Source organism: Bradyrhizobium sp. WSM4873 (assembly GCF_055811355.1).
The window spans coordinates 126,622-143,900 of sequence record NZ_JBVVPS010000016.1 but is presented as its reverse complement, the minus strand read 5'-3'; the positions used below and the strand labels follow the sequence as shown (position 1 = coordinate 143,900).

Genomic DNA, 17,279 nt, shown 5'->3' with positions numbered 1-17,279 from the left:
ATACGAAGGCGCCGCCGCGGACCCGCGACGGCGCCTCATTTCATTCATGATACCACGTCGTTACTTCGAGGAGATGCGGACCCAGTCCTTGTGCGCGCGATCGCGCAGCGCGTCCCAATCGGCCTTGGCGACATCCCAGTTCACGATGGTGCGATTGGTCGTGGCGACTTCGCCGTTGGCGACCGGCGACGTCTGCATGGAGTCATAGACATACACGCCGCAGCCAAGCAGCAGCGCGCCCAAAATCATTCCAAGAAACATCCGCATCGCGAAACCTCCAATGACGGGCGATAACGTCGACCCGGATCGATTGTTCCGCGACGGTGCGGCGCAGGTAAGGACGATCCGTTCACGCTTCATTCAGCCACTGCACCAGCTCCGCGTTGATCTCGCGAGGATAGGTGTGGCTGAGGTCGTCGATCTCGCGATAGGTCACGTCTGCGCCGGCGGCGGCGAGGGCCGCCTGCGTCTGCCGCGCGGTCTGCACCGGAAACATCCAGTCGAGCTTGCCGTGCGTGATGAAGATCGGAAGGCGCTGCAGGCGCGTGGCGTCGGCCATCTCCGCCATCAGCGGATGGAAGGTTGCCGACACCGGCGCGAGATGCGTGAAGGGCGAGGCGCCGTCGAGGCCGGTGACGTAGCAGAAGGTGCCGCCGTCGCTCATGCCTGTCAGCAGCATGCGCGAGGCGTCGATGGTCCAGCGGCCGCGCACCGTATCGAGAATGCGCATGAGATTGGGCGTGTCGGAATCGTCACCCATCAGGGCCCAGGTCGGGCCGGTCGCGGTCGGCGCCACCAGGATCGCACCGAGGCTGCGGGCGTCGCGCAGCCAGCTCCACAGAAAGCCGCGGCCGTTGCCGCTGCCGCCATGCAGTGCCATCACCAGCGGCATGGCGCGGTCGGGCCTGTAATATTCGGGCACGTAGACCGAAAAGCCGCCGCGGCTGCCGGGCTCGTTGTGATCGTGGATGATGCCGGTGTGCGCGTCCGCGCCGGCTTCGAGTCGCGACAACAGGTCGGCATTCTCGCGATGGGCGGCGTTGAGGAAGAAGCTGCTGACCGGCGGAAACTGCACGGCCAGCGGATAGAGTGCCTCCTGCGCGCGCGGCACATGACGCAGCGCGCGGAAGACCGCGACGAGGTCGCCATTGCCGTGCTCGACCTCGCGCAGGCCGGCAAAGGCGGCGAGCGTCTCGTCGCAGGCACGGTCGAGCCGCTCACGCAGTCCGGTGAACTGCTCCGGCCATTCTCCGATTGCCGCGCGCGCCGTTTGCAGCGTCTCGTCGGGAGCGCCGATCGCGTTCATCACGGAGCCGAAGGCCGGCGGGTGCAGGTTGCGCTGAAAGAAGGCGAGCGCCTCCAGCGCATTGAGCAGCGGCGGCAGCACGGCCACGATGTCGTCAACGACGGCCTCGCTCATCGTCGTTTCCTTGCTTCAGTTCGGCTTGTCAGTGCAGCTTCGGCGCCTTCAAGAGCTTGAAGCGATCGGTCGAGGTCACCGTAACGTCGAAGGTCACGCCTTCATGATGTACCGTCAGCGGCACGTCGACGCCGGCAGCGCCGAGGCCCCACAGCTTCTTGTAGAAGCCGGTCTGACTCGTGACCTTCTCGCCGTCAACCGCGAGGATGACGTCGCCGGTCTTGAGCTCGGCACGGGCGGCCGGGCCGTTGGCGGAGATCCCGATCACCACCACGCGGTTGTCGATCTCGGTCGAAAAGAGTCCGAGCCACGGGCGTGCCGGCTTGTTGACGCGGCCGAATTTGCGCAGGTCGTCCAGGATCGGTTTCAGCAGGTCGATCGGCACGATCATGTTGACGTGCTCGGCCTTGCCGTCGCGCTCACGTTCGAGCTGGAGCGAGCCGATGCCGATCAACTCGCCGCGATCATTGAGGAGCGCCGTGCCGCCCCAGTTCGGGTGCGCGGGATGGGTGAAGATGGCCTCGTCCAGCAGATATTCCCAGTAGCCCGCGAATTCCTGCTTGGCCACGATCTGGCTCGCGACCGAGCGCGTGCGTCCGCCGGCGCCGCCGACCACGACGCGGTCGCCGAGCCGGGTCTCGGCCGAGATGCCGAGCGGCAAGGGATCGACGTCGAGCTGGCCGAGCGCCTGCACCAGGCCAAAGCCGGTGACGGCATCGAAGCCGAGCACATGTCCCTCCACCACGCGCCCGTCTCCGACATGCAGCCACACCGACTCTGCTTCGGTGATGAGATATCCGATGGTGAGCACCAGCCCGTCGTCGATCACGACGCCGTTGCCGGCGCGTTCGGTGCCCAGTGTCTCGGCGCTGAAGGCGTCCGGCGGGATGATGGCATGCAGGCCGACGACAGAGGCGAGCGCGTGGTCGAGATCGAAAGCGTAATCGCTCGCACGCGGCTGATTGGCGGGCGGCACTCTCCATTCGGTCAGGGCGGGCATGGAGTTCTCCTGGCTGAGAGCATCGCTCCGCCGATTAGCGGGACGACGCGCGAAGCACGGATAATTTAGGATGGAGGAGGCCGTCTTGAAAGCCTCGTTCCCCAACTATTCCCGACGCACCGGGTGAAATCTTTGAAAGGCGCGGGAAGCTTGATGCACGGTCGGTCGAGCGCCTCCGGCATTGGCCGCATGGCTGCTGTCCGGCGAGGTGCTAGGCGCCGTACAATGAAGCTGCTAACCATTGCCGCTTCGTTTGACCCAGGGATCACGGACCAAAGCATGGACAACCGCAGCGACATCTGGCGTGGCATCGACACGATCAAGGCACGTTTCATCGACCTCAGCGACAAGGTCTGGGGCATGCCCGAAGTCTGCTACACCGAGGCGCGGTCCGCCGCCGAGCATCTTGCCGAGTTGCGTCATCAGGGTTTTCGCATCACCGAGCAGGTCGCGGGCATTCCGACCGCGGTGACGGGCGAATGGGGCGAGGGCGGGCCGGTCATTGCCTTCATGGGGGAATATGACGCGCTGCCGGGCCTCAGCCAGGAGGCGGGCGTCGCGGAGCATCGTCCGGTCGAGACCGGCGGCCACGGCCATGGCTGCGGCCACAATCTGCTCGGTTCCGCAGCTCTCCTCGCCGCGACCGCGGTGAAGGACTGGCTTGCCGAGAACAAGGTGCCGGGCCGCGTGCGTTATTACGGCTGCCCCGCCGAGGAAGGCGGCGCGGCAAAAGCCTTCATGGTGCGCTCCGGTGCATTCGAAGACGCCGACATCGCCATCACCTGGCATCCGCACAGCTTCTGGGAAGTCGCGGTGACGCCGTCACTCGCCAACACCCGCGCCGATTTCATCTTCACCGGCCGCACCTCGCATGCGGCAGCCTCGCCGCATCTCGGCCGCTCCGCGCTCGACGCCGTGGAGCTGATGAATGTCGGCGTGAACTATATGCGCGAGCACATGCCGAGCGACGCGCGCGTGCACTACGCGCTGCTCGACACCGGCGGCATCGCCCCGAACGTGGTGCAGGCGCATGCGCGCGTGCGCTATTCGATCCGTGCCCGTGATCTGCCCGGCATGAACGAGCTGGTCGGACGCGTGAGCAAGATCGCGGAGGGCGCGGCGCTGATGACCGAGACCAAGGTCGAGATGAAGATCATCTCCGCGGTCTCCAATATCCTGCCGAACACGCCGCTGGAGCAGGCGCTGCACCGGGTCATGGAAGAGCTCGGACCACCGCATTTCGACGACGCGGACAAGGGCTTTGCGACGGAGATCCGCGCGACGCTGAGCGACAAGGACATCGAGGCGGTCTATTACGCGATCGGCATGGAGCCGACCGACCGGCCGCTGGCTGACTTCCTGGTGCCGCTCGATGCCAAGCGCAATCCGCTGGTCGGCTCGACCGACGTCGGCGACGTGAGCTGGGTGGTGCCGACCGTGCAGGTCCACGCACCCACGGTTGCAATCGGCACCCCCTTCCACACCTGGCAGGTGGTCGCGCAGGGCAAGAGCGCGCATGCGCACAAGGCCATGGTGCAGGCCGCGAAGGCGATGGCCGGCATCGGCATCAAGGCGCTGACGGACCCGGAGCTGATCGAGGCCGCCAAGGCTGACCTTGAGAAGCGGACGGCCAAGACGCCTTACGTCTGTCCGCTGCCGGACCACGTCGCGCCGCCGCTCGACATGTCCGTGGCGTAGAATTTCGCCTCGATACTTCGTCTGATGCGGCGATCAAATTTTCTGCAGTGCAGCGCGGAATTCAGCGTGTTTTGATGCTGGATTGCCGAACGGATGGGCTGCGGAATATGGTTTTGCCCAACAGACAGTCAGAAGACCGTTTGCATACACACGGTCGCAGTTGACGCGCACCCCATTCGGTGTGCCATCTACCGCCAGCCAAGCCCGGTGGTCGTCTCGCGCGACCGCCTGCATCCATACGGGAACCAGACGGGGGACAACCATGCTGGATAAACAACTGCGTTCGATGATCGGTGACGTGAAGGACGGGCGGATGGATCGCCGCGGTTTCATTCAGCGCCTGGCTGCCGTGGGTCTCACCGCACCTTTGGCCAACCAGATCCTCGCGCTTGGCGGCGTCGCGATGGCTGAGGGCGTCTCGACCTACAAGCCGACCAAGCGCGGCGGCGGTGGTGCGCTCAAGCTGCTGTGGTGGCAGGGGCCGACCCTGCTCAATCCGCATTTCGCCACAGGCACCAAGGATCAGGACGGCGCGCGTCTGTTCTACGAGCCGCTCGCCTGTTGGGATCCCGACGGCAACATGAAGCTGGTTCTGGCCGCCGAAATTCCCTCGATCCAGAACGGCGGCCTCGCCGCCGACGGCAAGTCGGTGACCTGGAAGCTCAAGCCCGGCGTCAAATGGCATGACGGCACGCCGTTCACAGCCGACGACGTCGTGTTCAACTGGGAATATGCCAAGGATCCGGCGACCTCCGCACTGACGATCGCGACGCTCCGCGACATCACGGTCCAGAAGGTAGACGACCTCACGGTCCGCATCCTCTTCAACAAGCCGACGCCGTTTTGGGCCGACGCTTTTGTCGGGGCTCCCAATACCATCATCCCGAAACATCTGTTCAAGGACTATATGGGGTCCAAATCGCGGGAGGCGCCGACCAACCTCTCGCCGGTCGGCACCGGCCCCTACAAGTTCGTCGAGTTCAAGCCGGGCGATCTCGTCCGCGGCGTGATCAATCCCGATTATCACATGGCCAACCGCCCCTATTTCGATTCGATCGAGATGAAGGGCGGCGGCGACGCCGTCTCTGCCGCGCGCGCGGTGATCCAGACCGGCGAATATGATTTCGGCTGGAACATTCAGGTCGAGGACGACGTGCTGCTGCGCCTGGAGAAGGGCGGCAAGGGAAAGACCGTCTACGCCGTCGGCGGCGACACCGAATTCATCGCGCTGAACTTCACGGATCCCAACACGGAGGTCGATGGCGAGCGCTCCTCGATAAAGACCAAGCACCCGCTGTTTTCCGATCCGGCGGTGCGCAAGGCGCTCTCGCTGCTGATCGATCGCGAGTCGGTCAAGAAGGCGATCTACGGCCGCGCCGGGCGCACCACCGCCAACTTCCTCAACGGGCCCGAAAAGTTCGTGTCCAAGAACACATCGTGGGAGTTCAGCGTCGAGAAAGCCTCGAAGATCCTGGACGACGCCGGCTGGAAGCCGGGCGCCGACGGCATCCGCGAGAAAGACGGCAAGAAGCTGAAGCTCCTCTACCAGACCGCGATCAACGGGCCGCGCCAGAAGACGCAGGCGATCGTCAAGCAGGCGTGCCAGAAGGCGGGCATCGACGTCGAGCTGAAATCGGTCGTCGCCTCCGTGTTCTTCTCCTCCGACGTCGGCAATCCCGACACCTATTCCAAGTTCTACGCGGACATGGAGATGTTCCAGATCCCGCTGAGCCAGCCCGATCCGTCGCAGCACATGCGTCGCTACCTTTCGAACCTCGTCGCCACCAAGGAGAACAAGTGGCAGGGCACCAACTTCCCGCGCTGGGTCAACAAGGAGTACGACGCGACCATCCTGGCCGCCGACGGCGAGATGGATCCAGTCAAGCGCGCGGCGCTCTACATCAAGGCCAATGACCTCATGTACCAGGACATCGTTTTCATCCCGGTGCAGCACCGCCTGAAGGTCGAGGCGGCCGCCAACAATCTGCGCCCGGTGGTTTCCGGCTGGGCCAACGAGACCGACAATTTGTTCGACTGGTACCGCGAAGAATGATCACGCACGCCTAGAGCGGTCCTTCTTCATGAGCCAGTATGTCCTGCGTCGCCTCCTGATCGCGATTCCGAGCCTGCTCGGAATTTCGCTCGTGCTGTTCGTCGTGCTCGCACTCGCCCCGGGCGATCCCTTCTCGGAGCTGGCGACCAATCCGAACGTCCCGCCCGAAGTCGCTCTCGCGCTTCGGGCGAAGTTCGGCCTCGACGATCCGATCTACCTTCGTTACCTGCACTGGCTCAACGCCATGCTGCACGGCGACTGGGGTTTCTCCTTCGTCAGCCGAATGAACGTCGACACGCTCATTCTCCAGCGACTGCCAACGACGCTCTACGTGATCGGCTCGGCGCAGATTCTGGCGCTCCTGATCGCGATCCCGGTCGGGGTCTATGCCGCGACGAAACCTTATTCGCTGTTCGACCAAGTCGCCAACACGCTCGCCTTTGTCGGCTTCTCGCTGCCGACCTTCTTCACCGGCATCCTGTTCATCCTGATCTTCTCGGTCACGCTGGACTGGCTGCCTTTCGTCTACACGACCGACATCAAAGGCACTGGTATTCACTGGGTGCTGGAGATGATCCGTCAGGCGATCATGCCGGTGGCGGTGCTCGGCCTGTTCCAGGCTGCGTCGATGACGCGTTTCGTGCGCTCGGCGATGCTCGACGTCATCCGGCTCGACTACGTCACCACCGCGCGCGCCAAGGGCATCGGCCAGCGGCGGGTGATCATCAAGCACGTGATGCGCAACGCGATGATTCCGGTCGTCACGCTGATTGCGTTGCAAATCCCGGCGGTGTTCGGCGGCGCCATCGTCACCGAGCAGATTTTTCGCATCCCCGGCATCGGCTCGCTGCTGATCTCCTCCATCCTTTCCAACGACACGCCGGTGGTGATGGCCGTCACCTTCGTCTTTGCGTGCCTGGTCGTGCTGTTCAATCTCATCGCGGACGTTCTTTATGGCTGGCTTGACCCTCGCATCTCCCTCCGCTGAGCGGCGCGTCTACTCGCCCTGGCGCGAGACGTGGCGGCGCTATAGCCGGCACAAGCTTGCCGTGGTCAGCGCGTTCCTGCTCCTCGTTCTGATCCTGGCGGTGGTGGTCGGCCCCTTCGTCTGGCGGGTCAAGATCGACGACATCGATATCGTGGCGGGCATGCAGGGGCCGTCGCTGGCCCATCCCTTCGGCACCGACGATCTTGGGCAGGATATCCTCGCCCGGATGATCTATGGTGGGCGCATCTCGCTCGCGGTCGGTCTCGCCGCGATGCTGGTCTCGGTCTTCGTCGGCGTGCTGATCGGCGCGCTCGCCGGCATGTCGCGCGGCGCGCTCGGCCATGGGCTGATGTGGCTCACCGATCTATTCCTGTCGCTGCCGCAATTGCCCCTGCTGCTGCTGCTGATCTATCTCTTCCGCGACGGGCTGAAGGCCGCTTTCGGCCCCGAGGGCGGCATTTTCATCCTGATCGTGCTCGTGATCGGTGGCTTGCGGTGGATGCCGGTCGCCCGCCTCGTTCGCGCCCAGTTCCTGTCGATCCGCGAAAAGGAATTCGTTGAAGCCGCGCGCGCGCTCGGGGCAAGCCCGGTGCGGCAGGTGGTGCGCCATATCCTGCCCAATGCGCTCGGTCCGGTGATCATCGCCGGCACCATCGACGTGGCCGCCGCCATCATCGCGGAATCGACGCTGTCCTTCCTCGGCCTCGGCTTCCCTCCGGATACGCCAACCTGGGGCCGGCTGCTCTATGATGCCAAGGACTTTCTCGACATAGGCCCGCATTGGGCGCTGTTCCCGGGCGGCGCAATCTTCATCGCTGTGGTCGCCATCAACTTCATCGGCGATGGCCTGCGCGACGCGCTCGATGCGCGGCGGGTGATCTGATGGCGCCGCTGCTCGAGATCAAGGGACTGAAAACCCACTTCTCCACCGACGACGGCATCCTCCAGGCCGTCGACGGTGTCGATATCTCTATCAACCGCGGCGAGACGCTCTGCGTCGTTGGCGAATCCGGCTGCGGCAAGACCGTCACCGCGATGTCGATCCTGAAGCTGATCGCGATGCCGCCGGGCCGCATCGCGGCGGGCGAGATCATCTTCGAGGGCCGCGATCTCGTGCCGCTGACGAGCAGTCAGCTCGACGAGATCCGCGCCAAGGAGATCGGCTTCATTTTCCAGGAGCCGATGACCTCGCTCAATCCGGTGCTGACGATCGGCGAGCAGATCGCCGAAAGCCTGCGCCGCCATGAGAACGTCACCAGGAAGCAGGCGCTCGAGCGCACTATCGAGATGCTCAAGCTGGTGCAGATTCCCAACGCCGAAGGCCGCGTTCACAACTATCCGCATCAGTTCTCCGGCGGCATGCGCCAGCGCGTGATGATCGCGATGGCGCTTGCGTGCAAGCCGAAGCTGATCATCGCCGACGAGCCCACCACGGCTCTCGACGTCACCATTCAGGCGCAGATCCTCGACCTGCTCCAGGACATGAAGGAACGCTTCGGCATGGCGGTGATGTTGATCACCCATGCCATGGGCGTCGTCGCCGAGACCGCGCAACGCGTCGTCGTGATGTATGCCGGCAAGGTCGTGGAGGAGGCGCCTGTCGACGACCTCTTCGGCAATCCCGGCCATCCCTATACCCAGGGATTGATCCGCTCGATCCCGCGCATCGATCTCGCCAGCGAGCACAAGCTACGGCTGGAGGCGATCGGCGGCTCGGTGCCGATCCTGATCAATCCGCCGGTCGGCTGCCGCTTCGCTCCGCGCTGCCGCCACGCCATGAGCGTCTGCACCGAGAGGGAGCCGCTGCTGCGCGAGATCGCGCCCGGCCACCGCATGGCCTGTCATCTGGGAGATACGCAGTTGGGAGGCGCAGCATGACCGAGCCCTTGCTCCGCGTCAGCGGCCTGAAGAAATATTTCCCCGTGCATGGCGGGCTGTTGTCGCGCCAGGTCGGCAGCGTTTACGCGGTCGACGGGGTCTCGTTCTCGGTCAATCGCGGCGAGACGCTCGGCCTCGTCGGCGAATCCGGCTGCGGCAAGTCGACGACCGGACGCTGCGTGCTGCGCCTGATCGAGCCGACCGATGGCGAGGTCGTGTTCGACGGCCAGGACGTCGGCCAGCTCGGCGGCACCGATTTGCGCGCGATGCGGCGGAACATGCAGCTCGTGTTCCAGGACCCGTTCGCCTCCCTCAATCCGCGCATGACGGTCGGCGCCATCCTCGGCGAGGCGCTTGTCATCCATAAGCTCGGTTCATCGGCCAAGGAGCGCGAGGATCGCGTCGCGAGCTTGCTGGTGAAGGTCGGTCTCAAGGCCGAGCACATGCGCCGCTATCCGCATGAGTTTTCCGGCGGCCAGCGCCAGCGCATCGTGATCGCGCGCGCGCTCGCGGTCGAGCCGAAGCTGATCGTCTGCGACGAACCGGTGTCCGCGCTCGACGTCTCGATCCAGGCGCAGGTCATCAATTTGCTGGAAGATCTCCAGGCTGAGCTGAACCTCACCTATCTCTTTGTCGCGCATGATTTGTCGGTGGTCGAGCACATCTCCGACCGCGTCGCGGTGATGTATCTTGGCCGTATCGTCGAGCTCGCCAAGGCCAGCGACCTCTACCGCAATCCGCAGCATCCCTACACGAGGGCGCTGTTATCAGCGGTGCCGGTGCCCGATCCCAAGCTCAAGCGCGAGCGCATCCGCCTCAAGGGCGACGTTCCGAGCCCGATGAAGCCGCCGTCGGGCTGCCACTTCCACACCCGTTGTCCTATCGCCCAGCCGCGTTGCGCGGAAAGCGCACCGGAGCTGAAGGAAGGAGCGGGCGGGCACTTTGTGGCGTGCCATCTCGCCTGACGCCGACAAATGCGGAGCGCGCATTCATGCGTGAAGCAGGCCGTGCTCCGAAAGGGCCCGCCTGAAGGCCTCAACCGAGGTATGGTGATGCGCGAACAGACCCGTCTCTCGCGCGCCGGCGACATTGGCCATGAGATCGTCGACGAACAGGACGCTCTCGGGTTTGACGTCGAGCTCCGACAGACAAAGCCGGAAGCAGCGCGGGTCCGGCTTCGCCGTCTTGAACCGGGCCGAGGCGTAGATTCGCGAGCCGAACAGTGGCGGCAATTCCGGCAGCAGCGCAGCGATATGGTCGGCGACCAGCGTGGTGTTGTTGGTCAGGACGGCAATGTCGACGGTTTGACGCAAGCTGCCGGCAATCTCCAGCATCGCACGGTCGGCCTGCATTGAACGGCGTCGCGCCTCGATCCACTCGTCCAATGACAGCGGATAGCCGATGCGGTCACCGAAACCCTGCAAATACTCCGCGGCATCGAGAGTGCCGGAATCGCCGAGCAGCTCGAAGCCGCTGTCCCAGATCGCCTTGTGGACGGATTCGCTCGTGGTCCCCGCAACCTTCGCCAGCGATGCGACACGCTTTGCCCTGTCGTAGTCGCAGAGGACATTGTCCATGTCGAAGAGGACGAGTTTTATTCTACCAGCCACAGCAGCACTCTCGGATTGGCCGAACATCCGGCCGTGATCCAAGCCATACCGCGCTGGAGCGCAGGCGACAATCCGAGGCAACGGTCGATCCGTCACGCGCTCCTGGCGGGCCAGGGAACGACCTGCCCCGACATCACCAGCCGGTCACGGCCGTTGTCCTTGGCGGCGTAGAGCGCGCGATCGGCGGCGACGACCAGCGTGCTGCAGTCCGTCGTGCGCTGGTAATAGCTCAGCCGCTGCACGCCATCGAGCGGTGATTTGAAATAGTAGACCGCCGCGGCGGGACGGCTTTCCCAATCCTTGAACAACGGCGTGTTGGACAGGTCACGCCCGACGAAGGCGGCAACATCATCGCGGCTGCGTGCCAGCAAAATGCCGCCATTGTTGAGCAGCGATGTCGAGCCGTTTGGACCGATGTCGAACCGTTCGTAGAACTTGACGAAATAGCCGACGTCGATCGTGAGCAGGGCAACGCCGGCAAAGCCGCCGTCGGCATCGTTGATCCGGCGAGATGCGGTGATGATCCATTGTCCACCGGATCGGCTCTTGACGGGCGGTCCGATCAGCGTGCCTGTCTCCGGCGAGTCGCGATGGCGCTGGAAATATTCGCGGTCGCTGTTGTTGAGCTTGGAGAAGTCGAGGTGCTCGGTCGTGGCCAGCCACTGCCCGGTCGCGTCATAAACGAAGATCCCGCGGATGCGATCCGATGATTTCCGTGTCGGCAGATAGGCCTGAAGCTTGGTAATCGTGTCCGGACCCGTCCCGTCGATTTCGAGCCGATGGACCAGGCCTACGAGGATCGTATCAACGAGTTCGAACGTGTCGTCCGCGTGCTGGATCAGCGAATGCGCCAGATTGGCGACGTCGATCTCGGCGTTCCTGAGTTCGGCGTTGCGGGTTTCCCATTCGCGCCAGCCGCTCAAGCCGAGGATGGCGAAGCAGGTCAGTACGACGAAACCCGCCGCCCAGAGCGGAAGGCGCGTCTTTCCGAGTTCGCGGCCCGTGGCCATCAGGCTTGCCCCATTCCGGCGCAAACCTCCCACTTTGGCATTAACGGCCTGTTGCAACATCCGCGCGGATTGTGCGCTTCCGGTCGGAACAGTCCTCGAGAATTGACGGGCTATTGTCGAGCTAACCAGGCTGGCCTCGGGCGTCGGTTTCGCCTGGCCTTTCTGCCTCATTCATCCAGCGTGAAGCCGACGCGCAGCGTAACCTGGTAGTGGCGCACGGCACCGTTCTCGATATGGCCGCGCGTTTGCACCACCTCGAACCATTTCATCTCGCGAACGGTCTTGGCGGCACGGCTGACCGCGTTCTTGATCGCGTCCTCGATCGAGGTCTCGGACGATCCGACCAGTTCCAGGATCTTGTAGACGTGATCGTGCTCGGCTGTGGGCATCGCAAGTCTCCCCTCTTGTGCTGTGGCAGTGTGGCGTGTCGCCGACAATCGGCGCCTGTGGAAACGTCTGGCCTCGGCTTTGAACGGGCGCCGGCGCTTCAAGTTCCGTCCTTTGAGATCTGCCAGCTCACCTGGTTCGAGACGCTCCGTCTGCATCGACAGGCATGCTGATCGTTCTCGTGATCAGCGTGGTCTCCGCCGCAATCATCCATGACAAGCCGCTTGGCTCCCGAGAATGAGCAGCGCTTGCACTCAGGCTCGGGAGACGCTTGCCTTGCAGCGGGTGTAGAGGCTCAACTCCGCGGACCGCAGCCTGACGCGCGGAGCCGAGATTGGTGCCGCAGTTCGGCGCTCCCTTACGGATCCAGCTCCGTATCCCAGTAGAGGTAGTCCAGCCAGCTGTCGTGCAGATAGTTCGGTGGGAACAGGCGGCCGTTGCGGTGGAGCTGGTGCACGGTCGGCGCGAACGCGTGCTGGCGTGGAAACATCTTGGCCTGCACCGGCGTGAGATTGCCCTTGCGCAGATTGCAGGGCGAGCACGCCGCGACCACGTTCTCCCAGGTGGTCTGGCCGCCTTTGCTGCGCGGGATGATGTGGTCGAAGGTGAGGTCTTCGGGCGAACCGCAATATTGGCAGGCGAAACGATCGCGCAGGAAGACGTTGAATCGGGTGAACGCAGGGTGCGTGGTCGGCTTGACGAAGGATTTGAGCGAGACGACGCTCGGCAGCTGCATTTGCAGCGTGGGACTATGGACCGCCTGATCGTAATGCGCGACGATGTTGACGCGGTCGAGGAATACCGCCTTGATCGCGTCCTGCCACGACCACAAAGACAGTGGGTAGTAACTCAGCGGCCGGAAGTCCGCATTCAGCACCAACACCGGCCAATGGCCTTGCGAGACATGTGCGTTCAAGTAACGCTCCTGGCCTCCAATGTACGCTGCGAAGCAGCACGTAACTGACATACTACATGCAGCGTGACGGGATTGTGAAGCCCGTTGAGCGACTTATTCCGGCGCAAGCAATGCGGCCGGGGGGTGGCAAACCGCGCAAAACGCCATGATTTCCAGGTCCGAGGCCGCGGAGGCAGCGTCGTCCTGACAGCGCGACGTGGATGTGCCGAGGCAGCTAGTCCCGCACCCGCTCCAGCTTCTGCAAACATCGCGTCGCGCGCACCGCGGCCGGCATCTCCTCGTCCGGAAAGCTGGTCTTCCAGTCGGTGACTCCGACCTCTCCGACATAGATGTCACCCCTGGAATCCAGCGCGATGCCGTGCGGTGCCAGGAACTTGCCGTTCGCAACGCCCGGGCCTTCCTCGCCGCCAAGCCGCGCGATGCGGTTGCCTTTTGCATCCACAATCGACAACCGCGGGCCGAGATTGGGCACCTTGCGGTTGACCGCGAGGCCGGGGCCGAGTTCCCCGATGACGAAGGTCGGGCTCTTGCCGCCGCCGCAGCAGCATAGCGCACAAGGGCGGTGCAGATTGTTCCACTGTGTCTCGTACTTGCCGTTGCCGTCGAACACCTGAACGCGATGGTTCTCGCGGTCGGCGACATAGACAAAGCCGTCGGCATCGGTGGCGATGTTGTGCACGATGTTGAACTGGCCGGGATCGGTGCCGGGCTCGCCCCAGCTTGTCATCAGCTTGCCATCGGGTGTGAATTTGTGCACGCGCGCATTGCCATAGCCGTCGGAGACGTAGATTTCGCCCTTTGGCGACAGCGCGGTGTGGGTGCAGCGGTGGAAGGGATCGCCGCTCATGAACGGCGACGGTTTCTCGGGAATGCCGATCGTCAGCAGCACCTTGCCGTCGGTGGTGCACTTGCGCACGGTGTGGTCGCCGTCATCGGTGCAATAGAGGTTGTCGTCGGCATCGATGTGCAAGCCGTGGGCGCGCGAGAACAGGCCTTCGCCCCAACTGCGCAAGAAATTGCCCTCGCGGTCCAGCACGACCATCGGATGGGCCCCGCGGTTGAAGACGTAGACGCGGTCCTTGCTGTCGACCGCGACCGAGGCGACGTCGGTGAGCTGCCATCCGTCCGGCAGCTTTGCGAAGTTCTCAACGACGCGGTAGCGGTGCTCGCCGGTGCCGAGAATGGCTGGCATTGAATGTCCTCTCTTGTTGTCATTCCGGGGCACGCGAAGCGTGAACCCGGAATCCATCGTACGGCATTTTCGAGGAGGAATGGATCCCGGGTTCACGCTGCGCGCACCCCGGAATGACGGCTGTGTTCATGTCCGCCCCAGAATCCCTTCCTCGATCGCCTTGATCTGGAGCGCGAGATATTTGGAGTTGATCCGGCATTGCGCGAGGCTGCCGGCGATGAACCAGAGGCCGGGCTGCCCAGTGCGCACATACATGTTGCGCAGTTCGAGGCCGTCGCCAAAGCCCCAGATCGGGCCGACCCGGTCGGCGACGGCCTCGCCGAACAGTTTCCGCACCAGATATTCCTGCGTCTTGTAACCGGTCGAAAGCACGATCAGGTCAGCTGGAACGGTCGTGCCCTTCATCCGGACGCCCTCGGCGACGAAGCCCTCGATCTCAGAAAACTGCCTGAGCTTGATCGCGCCCTCCACGATGAGGTTGGAGCAGCCGACGTTGAAATAATAGCCGCCGCCGCGGGTGAGGTATTTGAACTGCCAACCGGTGCCGGCCTCGCCGAAATCGAGCTTGAAGCCGACGCTGGAGAGGCCGTCAAGCAGCTCCTTATCAAGCTGCTTCGACTGCTCCGTCAGCATCACATGGGTCTTCTTCGCCAGCGGCGTCGGCATCGAGGTGGCGATCAGATCATTGTCCTCGAGCGTGCCCTCGTTGTAGGTGGCATAAGCGAGTTGGGCCGACGGCTCGATATTGGTGACGAGCGTGGGTGAACGCTGCACCAGCGTCACTTCGGCGCCGCTGGAGTGAAGATCCTGCGCGATGTCGTGGCCGCTGTTGCCGGTGCCGATGACGATGGCGCGTTTGCCTGCCCAGGTCTCGCCGTCCTCGTAGCGGCTCGAATGCAGCAGCGTGCCCTTGAAGTTATCGAGGGTCGGAATAGCAGGCACATTGGCGATGCCGCTGACGCCGGTTGCCATCACCACATGGCGCGGGTGCACGGTCCGTTTGCTGCCGTCGGCGCGTCGCAACGTGACGGTCCAATTGCCCTTGGCATCGTCGTAGGCGCCGCCTTCGAATTCGGTGCCGGTCCAGAAGTTCAGCTCCATCGCGTCGACGTAAGCTTCGAACCAGTTGGCGAGCTTGTCCTTGGGGATATAGGTCGGCCAGCTCGGCGGAAACGGCATGTAGGGCAAATGATTGACCTGCACCTGGTTGTGCAGGGTCAGCGCGTGATAGCGCTTGCGCCAATTGTCCCCGATCCGGGCCTCGCGATCGACGATCAGGGTGTCGATGTTCAACTGCTTCAGCCGCGCCGCAATCGCGAGCCCGGCCTGGCCGCCGCCGACCACCAGCACGGCGGGATCGCGACCGGCGTAGTCGCGCGCGGCGTTGCGCAGGTCGAGCCAGTTCGGTCCACGGAAGTCGCGCGAATAGGCCTGGCCGCGCGGCCGCGAGGTGCCGAGCTGCTCCTCGAAGCCCTTGAGCTCGTCGAGCGCGGTGAGGAGCGTCCACGCTTTCAGGCGGTCGCCGTCGGCGGCGTCGGGCACGAGCCGGACGATGCCGCTGCCGCGCCCCAGTGCGGTTTCGAAATTGAAGATCGCTTCGATCGTGTTGGTCCCGGCACGCGTCACCCAGCGCGGTGGCGCCCGGTTCGGCGCGATCTTGAAGCTGCCCGGCGCGACCTTTGCCGCGAGCGTTGTCAGCTCCCGCTTGATCGAGTCGCCGCCGGCGATGGTTTGCAGGTTCCAGCTGAGTGCCAGCGCGTCGCGCCAATAGCTGTCGGCGAGGAGCAGACGATCCAGTCCAGCGTCATGGGGTGCGTCAAGCGTGCGCTCAAATTCGTCGAGCCAGGCTTGCGCGGATGCCGCAATATCCTTCGTCCTGTCCAGCATGCGCGACCTCGTGCCGTCTTCGCGGCGTTTCCTCTAGGGTCGAAGGCTATACTGTTTCGCAGACGGCCAATAGCCGATTACCCGAGCAGTAAGAACATGTGCCCCTGCTTCAGCGGAATGCGCCCGTTGAGAGAGACCTGCGGCGCCCTCGTGGTGTTCGAGGAGGGGCACACGAAAAAGGCTCCACCTTGGTGGAGCCTCCTCGCGCTTAGGATTCACAGCCGCTCGCGTGGGGCGAGCGGAACATCCCTATCTCACCCGCGTGCCGGCGCCGTACAACTCACGCTCACGGCCGACATCGTCGGGCGACAACGGCGGGCTTGCGGCATCGAAGCCGTTCCAGCCGGACTTTTGCCAGGCGGTGCTGCGTTCCTGCAGGTTCACGGCCTTCTCGTGCAGAAGGGCATCGAGACGCGTACGGTCCTGGTCGGGTACCCGCGCCGATACCAGCGTTCCGCCGCGCCGGACGCCCTCCGCGTAGCGCGACGCATCGTCCTTGGAGACGCCGGCTTCGGTCAGCGCGCCGACGATGCCGCCTGTCGCGGCGCCGGCTGCGGCACCAACTGCGGTCGAAGCCAGCCATCCGGCAGCAACCACCGGGCCGAGTCCCGGAATAGCCAACAAGCCAAGTCCTGCAAGCAGGCCCGCCGCGCTTCCGAGGCCTGCGCCGATGCCGGCGCCCGTGCCGGCACCTTCGGCGCGATCGTCGACGCCGTCGCGGTCGCGGTCGACCTTGCCGGTGGACGAGCCGTACCAATTATCGGAGTTGTTCGCGACGATGCTGATGTCGGAGTGCGGCACGCCCGCGGCCTCTAGACGCCTGACCGCACGTTCCGCATCCGAATAGGTGTCATAAAGTCGAGAAATGGTGGTGGTCATGTTTTATCCTCCTTACTTGGCGGGGTTCACGTTGCCCTGGAAATCGACGCTCACGTCCGCCTTGGTCCCAGCCTTGTCGGCCTTGCCGCGCCAGACGCCGTTGTCGTCCTTTTGCAGGCCAGAAACATTGGAATAGCCCGCGCCCTCGATCTTCGACTTCGCCTGTCCCTCGGTGAAGCTGTTGCGGCCTGCAACCGGTGCGTTGGAGTTGTTGTGATCAGAGCTGTTGACGGCGTTGTTACCCGGGCCGCTTTGTGCCTTTTGCGACTGTGCGCTTACGGGCATTGATCCGAGCAGCAGGACAGCCGCAGCGAGCGAAATGAGACGTGACATAGTTTATCCTCCGGCAGTGATTGTGCCG

Annotated in this window: 16 protein-coding genes and 1 pseudogene; 6 read left to right on the top strand and 11 right to left on the bottom strand. The window is 64.0% G+C overall.

The annotated features are described in order from the left end of the window. Nucleotides 1–60: 60 nt before the first annotated feature. From AC0L21_RS21630 to AC0L21_RS21620, 3 genes are all read right to left on the bottom strand, one after another. On the bottom strand, nucleotides 61–267 hold the full coding sequence (locus tag AC0L21_RS21630) for a hypothetical protein (RefSeq protein WP_473263845.1): 207 nt from the start codon (nucleotides 265–267) through the stop codon (nucleotides 61–63). Nucleotides 268–349: 82 nt separating this feature from the next. Next, a complete protein-coding gene (locus AC0L21_RS21625) occupies nucleotides 350–1,420 on the bottom strand; it encodes a phospholipase (protein ID WP_473263844.1) in 1,071 nt (356 codons plus the stop codon). Nucleotides 1,421–1,448: 28 nt separating this feature from the next. Continuing rightward, nucleotides 1,449–2,420, bottom strand: coding sequence for a S1C family serine protease (locus AC0L21_RS21620; protein WP_473263843.1), 972 nt, complete (start codon nucleotides 2,418–2,420; stop codon nucleotides 1,449–1,451). Nucleotides 2,421–2,699: 279 nt separating this feature from the next. On the opposite strand from AC0L21_RS21620, the gene AC0L21_RS21615 reads away from it, so the two are divergent. The 6 genes from AC0L21_RS21615 to AC0L21_RS21590 all read left to right on the top strand — a co-directional run bounded on the left by AC0L21_RS21615 (nucleotide 2,700) and on the right by AC0L21_RS21590 (nucleotide 10,002). Beyond that, the gene (locus tag AC0L21_RS21615) at nucleotides 2,700–4,118 is read left to right on the top strand and encodes a M20 family metallopeptidase (RefSeq protein WP_473263842.1); all 1,419 of its coding nucleotides are present in this window, start codon (nucleotides 2,700–2,702) and stop codon (nucleotides 4,116–4,118) included. Between the two features lie 262 nt (nucleotides 4,119–4,380). Then, on the top strand, nucleotides 4,381–6,171 hold the full coding sequence (locus AC0L21_RS21610) for a peptide ABC transporter substrate-binding protein (RefSeq protein ID WP_473263841.1): 1,791 nt from the start codon (nucleotides 4,381–4,383) through the stop codon (nucleotides 6,169–6,171). Nucleotides 6,172–6,199: 28 nt separating this feature from the next. Continuing rightward, nucleotides 6,200–7,159: an ABC transporter permease gene (locus AC0L21_RS21605; RefSeq protein WP_007597394.1), complete on the top strand. Its 960-nt coding sequence runs from the start codon at nucleotides 6,200–6,202 to the stop codon at nucleotides 7,157–7,159. Beyond that, nucleotides 7,125–8,042 (top strand): ABC transporter permease, encoded by a 918-nt coding sequence (locus tag AC0L21_RS21600; RefSeq protein ID WP_007615333.1) that lies wholly within the window; start codon nucleotides 7,125–7,127, stop codon nucleotides 8,040–8,042. The genes AC0L21_RS21605 and AC0L21_RS21600 overlap by 35 nt, the downstream gene beginning before the upstream one ends. Then, nucleotides 8,042–9,037 carry an ABC transporter ATP-binding protein gene (locus AC0L21_RS21595; RefSeq protein WP_473263840.1) on the top strand — a complete coding sequence of 332 codons (996 nt, stop codon included), beginning with the start codon at nucleotides 8,042–8,044 and terminating at the stop codon, nucleotides 9,035–9,037. The genes AC0L21_RS21600 and AC0L21_RS21595 overlap by 1 nt, the downstream gene beginning before the upstream one ends. Continuing rightward, complete coding sequence (locus AC0L21_RS21590; RefSeq protein ID WP_027565638.1) at nucleotides 9,034–10,002, top strand: ABC transporter ATP-binding protein; 969 nt, start codon at nucleotides 9,034–9,036, stop codon at nucleotides 10,000–10,002. The genes AC0L21_RS21595 and AC0L21_RS21590 overlap by 4 nt, the downstream gene beginning before the upstream one ends. A gap of 24 nt (nucleotides 10,003–10,026) precedes the next feature. Here the strand turns inward: AC0L21_RS21590 and AC0L21_RS21585 are convergent, their stop codons facing one another. The 8 genes and pseudogenes from AC0L21_RS21585 to AC0L21_RS21550 form a co-directional block, all read right to left on the bottom strand. Continuing rightward, a complete protein-coding gene (locus tag AC0L21_RS21585) occupies nucleotides 10,027–10,674 on the bottom strand; it encodes an HAD family hydrolase (protein WP_473263839.1) in 648 nt (215 codons plus the stop codon). 155 nt (nucleotides 10,675–10,829) lie between these two features. Continuing rightward, nucleotides 10,830–11,657: pseudogene (locus tag AC0L21_RS21580) on the bottom strand (cache domain-containing protein); the annotation flags it as partial. Between the two features lie 167 nt (nucleotides 11,658–11,824). Further along, nucleotides 11,825–12,046 (bottom strand): dodecin, encoded by a 222-nt coding sequence (locus AC0L21_RS21575; RefSeq protein WP_473263838.1) that lies wholly within the window; start codon nucleotides 12,044–12,046, stop codon nucleotides 11,825–11,827. A 356-nt stretch (nucleotides 12,047–12,402) separates the two neighbouring features. Continuing rightward, nucleotides 12,403–12,960, bottom strand: coding sequence for an HNH endonuclease (locus AC0L21_RS21570; protein ID WP_007597381.1), 558 nt, complete (start codon nucleotides 12,958–12,960; stop codon nucleotides 12,403–12,405). Between the two features lie 214 nt (nucleotides 12,961–13,174). Continuing rightward, nucleotides 13,175–14,152 (bottom strand): peptidyl-alpha-hydroxyglycine alpha-amidating lyase family protein, encoded by a 978-nt coding sequence (locus tag AC0L21_RS21565; protein ID WP_473263837.1) that lies wholly within the window; start codon nucleotides 14,150–14,152, stop codon nucleotides 13,175–13,177. 126 nt (nucleotides 14,153–14,278) lie between these two features. Next, entirely contained in the window at nucleotides 14,279–16,039 is a 1,761-nt protein-coding gene (locus AC0L21_RS21560; protein WP_473263836.1) for an NAD(P)-binding domain-containing protein, read from the bottom strand. A 249-nt stretch (nucleotides 16,040–16,288) separates the two neighbouring features. After that, nucleotides 16,289–16,918, bottom strand: coding sequence for a hypothetical protein (locus AC0L21_RS21555; protein ID WP_473263835.1), 630 nt, complete (start codon nucleotides 16,916–16,918; stop codon nucleotides 16,289–16,291). A 12-nt stretch (nucleotides 16,919–16,930) separates the two neighbouring features. Then, nucleotides 16,931–17,251: a PepSY domain-containing protein gene (locus tag AC0L21_RS21550; RefSeq protein ID WP_027514171.1), complete on the bottom strand. Its 321-nt coding sequence runs from the start codon at nucleotides 17,249–17,251 to the stop codon at nucleotides 16,931–16,933. Nucleotides 17,252–17,279: the final 28 nt, after the last annotated feature.

Bases quoted from the DNA above. Each gene is read 5' to 3' on its own strand.
- AC0L21_RS21560 (WP_473263836.1), bottom strand. From the start codon at position 16,039: ATGCTGGACAGGACGAAGGATATTGCGGCATCCGCGCAAGCCTGGCTC.
- AC0L21_RS21585 (WP_473263839.1), bottom strand. From the start codon at position 10,674: ATGTTCGGCCAATCCGAGAGTGCTGCTGTGGCTGGTAGAATAAAACTC.
- AC0L21_RS21615 (WP_473263842.1), top strand. From the start codon at position 2,700: ATGGACAACCGCAGCGACATCTGGCGTGGCATCGACACGATCAAGGCA.
- AC0L21_RS21575 (WP_473263838.1), bottom strand. From the start codon at position 12,046: ATGCCCACAGCCGAGCACGATCACGTCTACAAGATCCTGGAACTGGTC.
- AC0L21_RS21595 (WP_473263840.1), top strand. From the start codon at position 8,042: ATGGCGCCGCTGCTCGAGATCAAGGGACTGAAAACCCACTTCTCCACC.
- AC0L21_RS21605 (WP_007597394.1), top strand. From the start codon at position 6,200: ATGAGCCAGTATGTCCTGCGTCGCCTCCTGATCGCGATTCCGAGCCTG.
- AC0L21_RS21600 (WP_007615333.1), top strand. From the start codon at position 7,125: ATGGCTGGCTTGACCCTCGCATCTCCCTCCGCTGAGCGGCGCGTCTAC.
- AC0L21_RS21590 (WP_027565638.1), top strand. From the start codon at position 9,034: ATGACCGAGCCCTTGCTCCGCGTCAGCGGCCTGAAGAAATATTTCCCC.
- AC0L21_RS21550 (WP_027514171.1), bottom strand. From the start codon at position 17,251: ATGTCACGTCTCATTTCGCTCGCTGCGGCTGTCCTGCTGCTCGGATCA.
- AC0L21_RS21620 (WP_473263843.1), bottom strand. From the start codon at position 2,420: ATGCCCGCCCTGACCGAATGGAGAGTGCCGCCCGCCAATCAGCCGCGT.
- AC0L21_RS21630 (WP_473263845.1), bottom strand. From the start codon at position 267: ATGCGGATGTTTCTTGGAATGATTTTGGGCGCGCTGCTGCTTGGCTGC.
- AC0L21_RS21555 (WP_473263835.1), bottom strand. From the start codon at position 16,918: ATGACCACCACCATTTCTCGACTTTATGACACCTATTCGGATGCGGAA.
- AC0L21_RS21625 (WP_473263844.1), bottom strand. From the start codon at position 1,420: ATGAGCGAGGCCGTCGTTGACGACATCGTGGCCGTGCTGCCGCCGCTG.
- AC0L21_RS21610 (WP_473263841.1), top strand. From the start codon at position 4,381: ATGCTGGATAAACAACTGCGTTCGATGATCGGTGACGTGAAGGACGGG.
- AC0L21_RS21565 (WP_473263837.1), bottom strand. From the start codon at position 14,152: ATGCCAGCCATTCTCGGCACCGGCGAGCACCGCTACCGCGTCGTTGAG.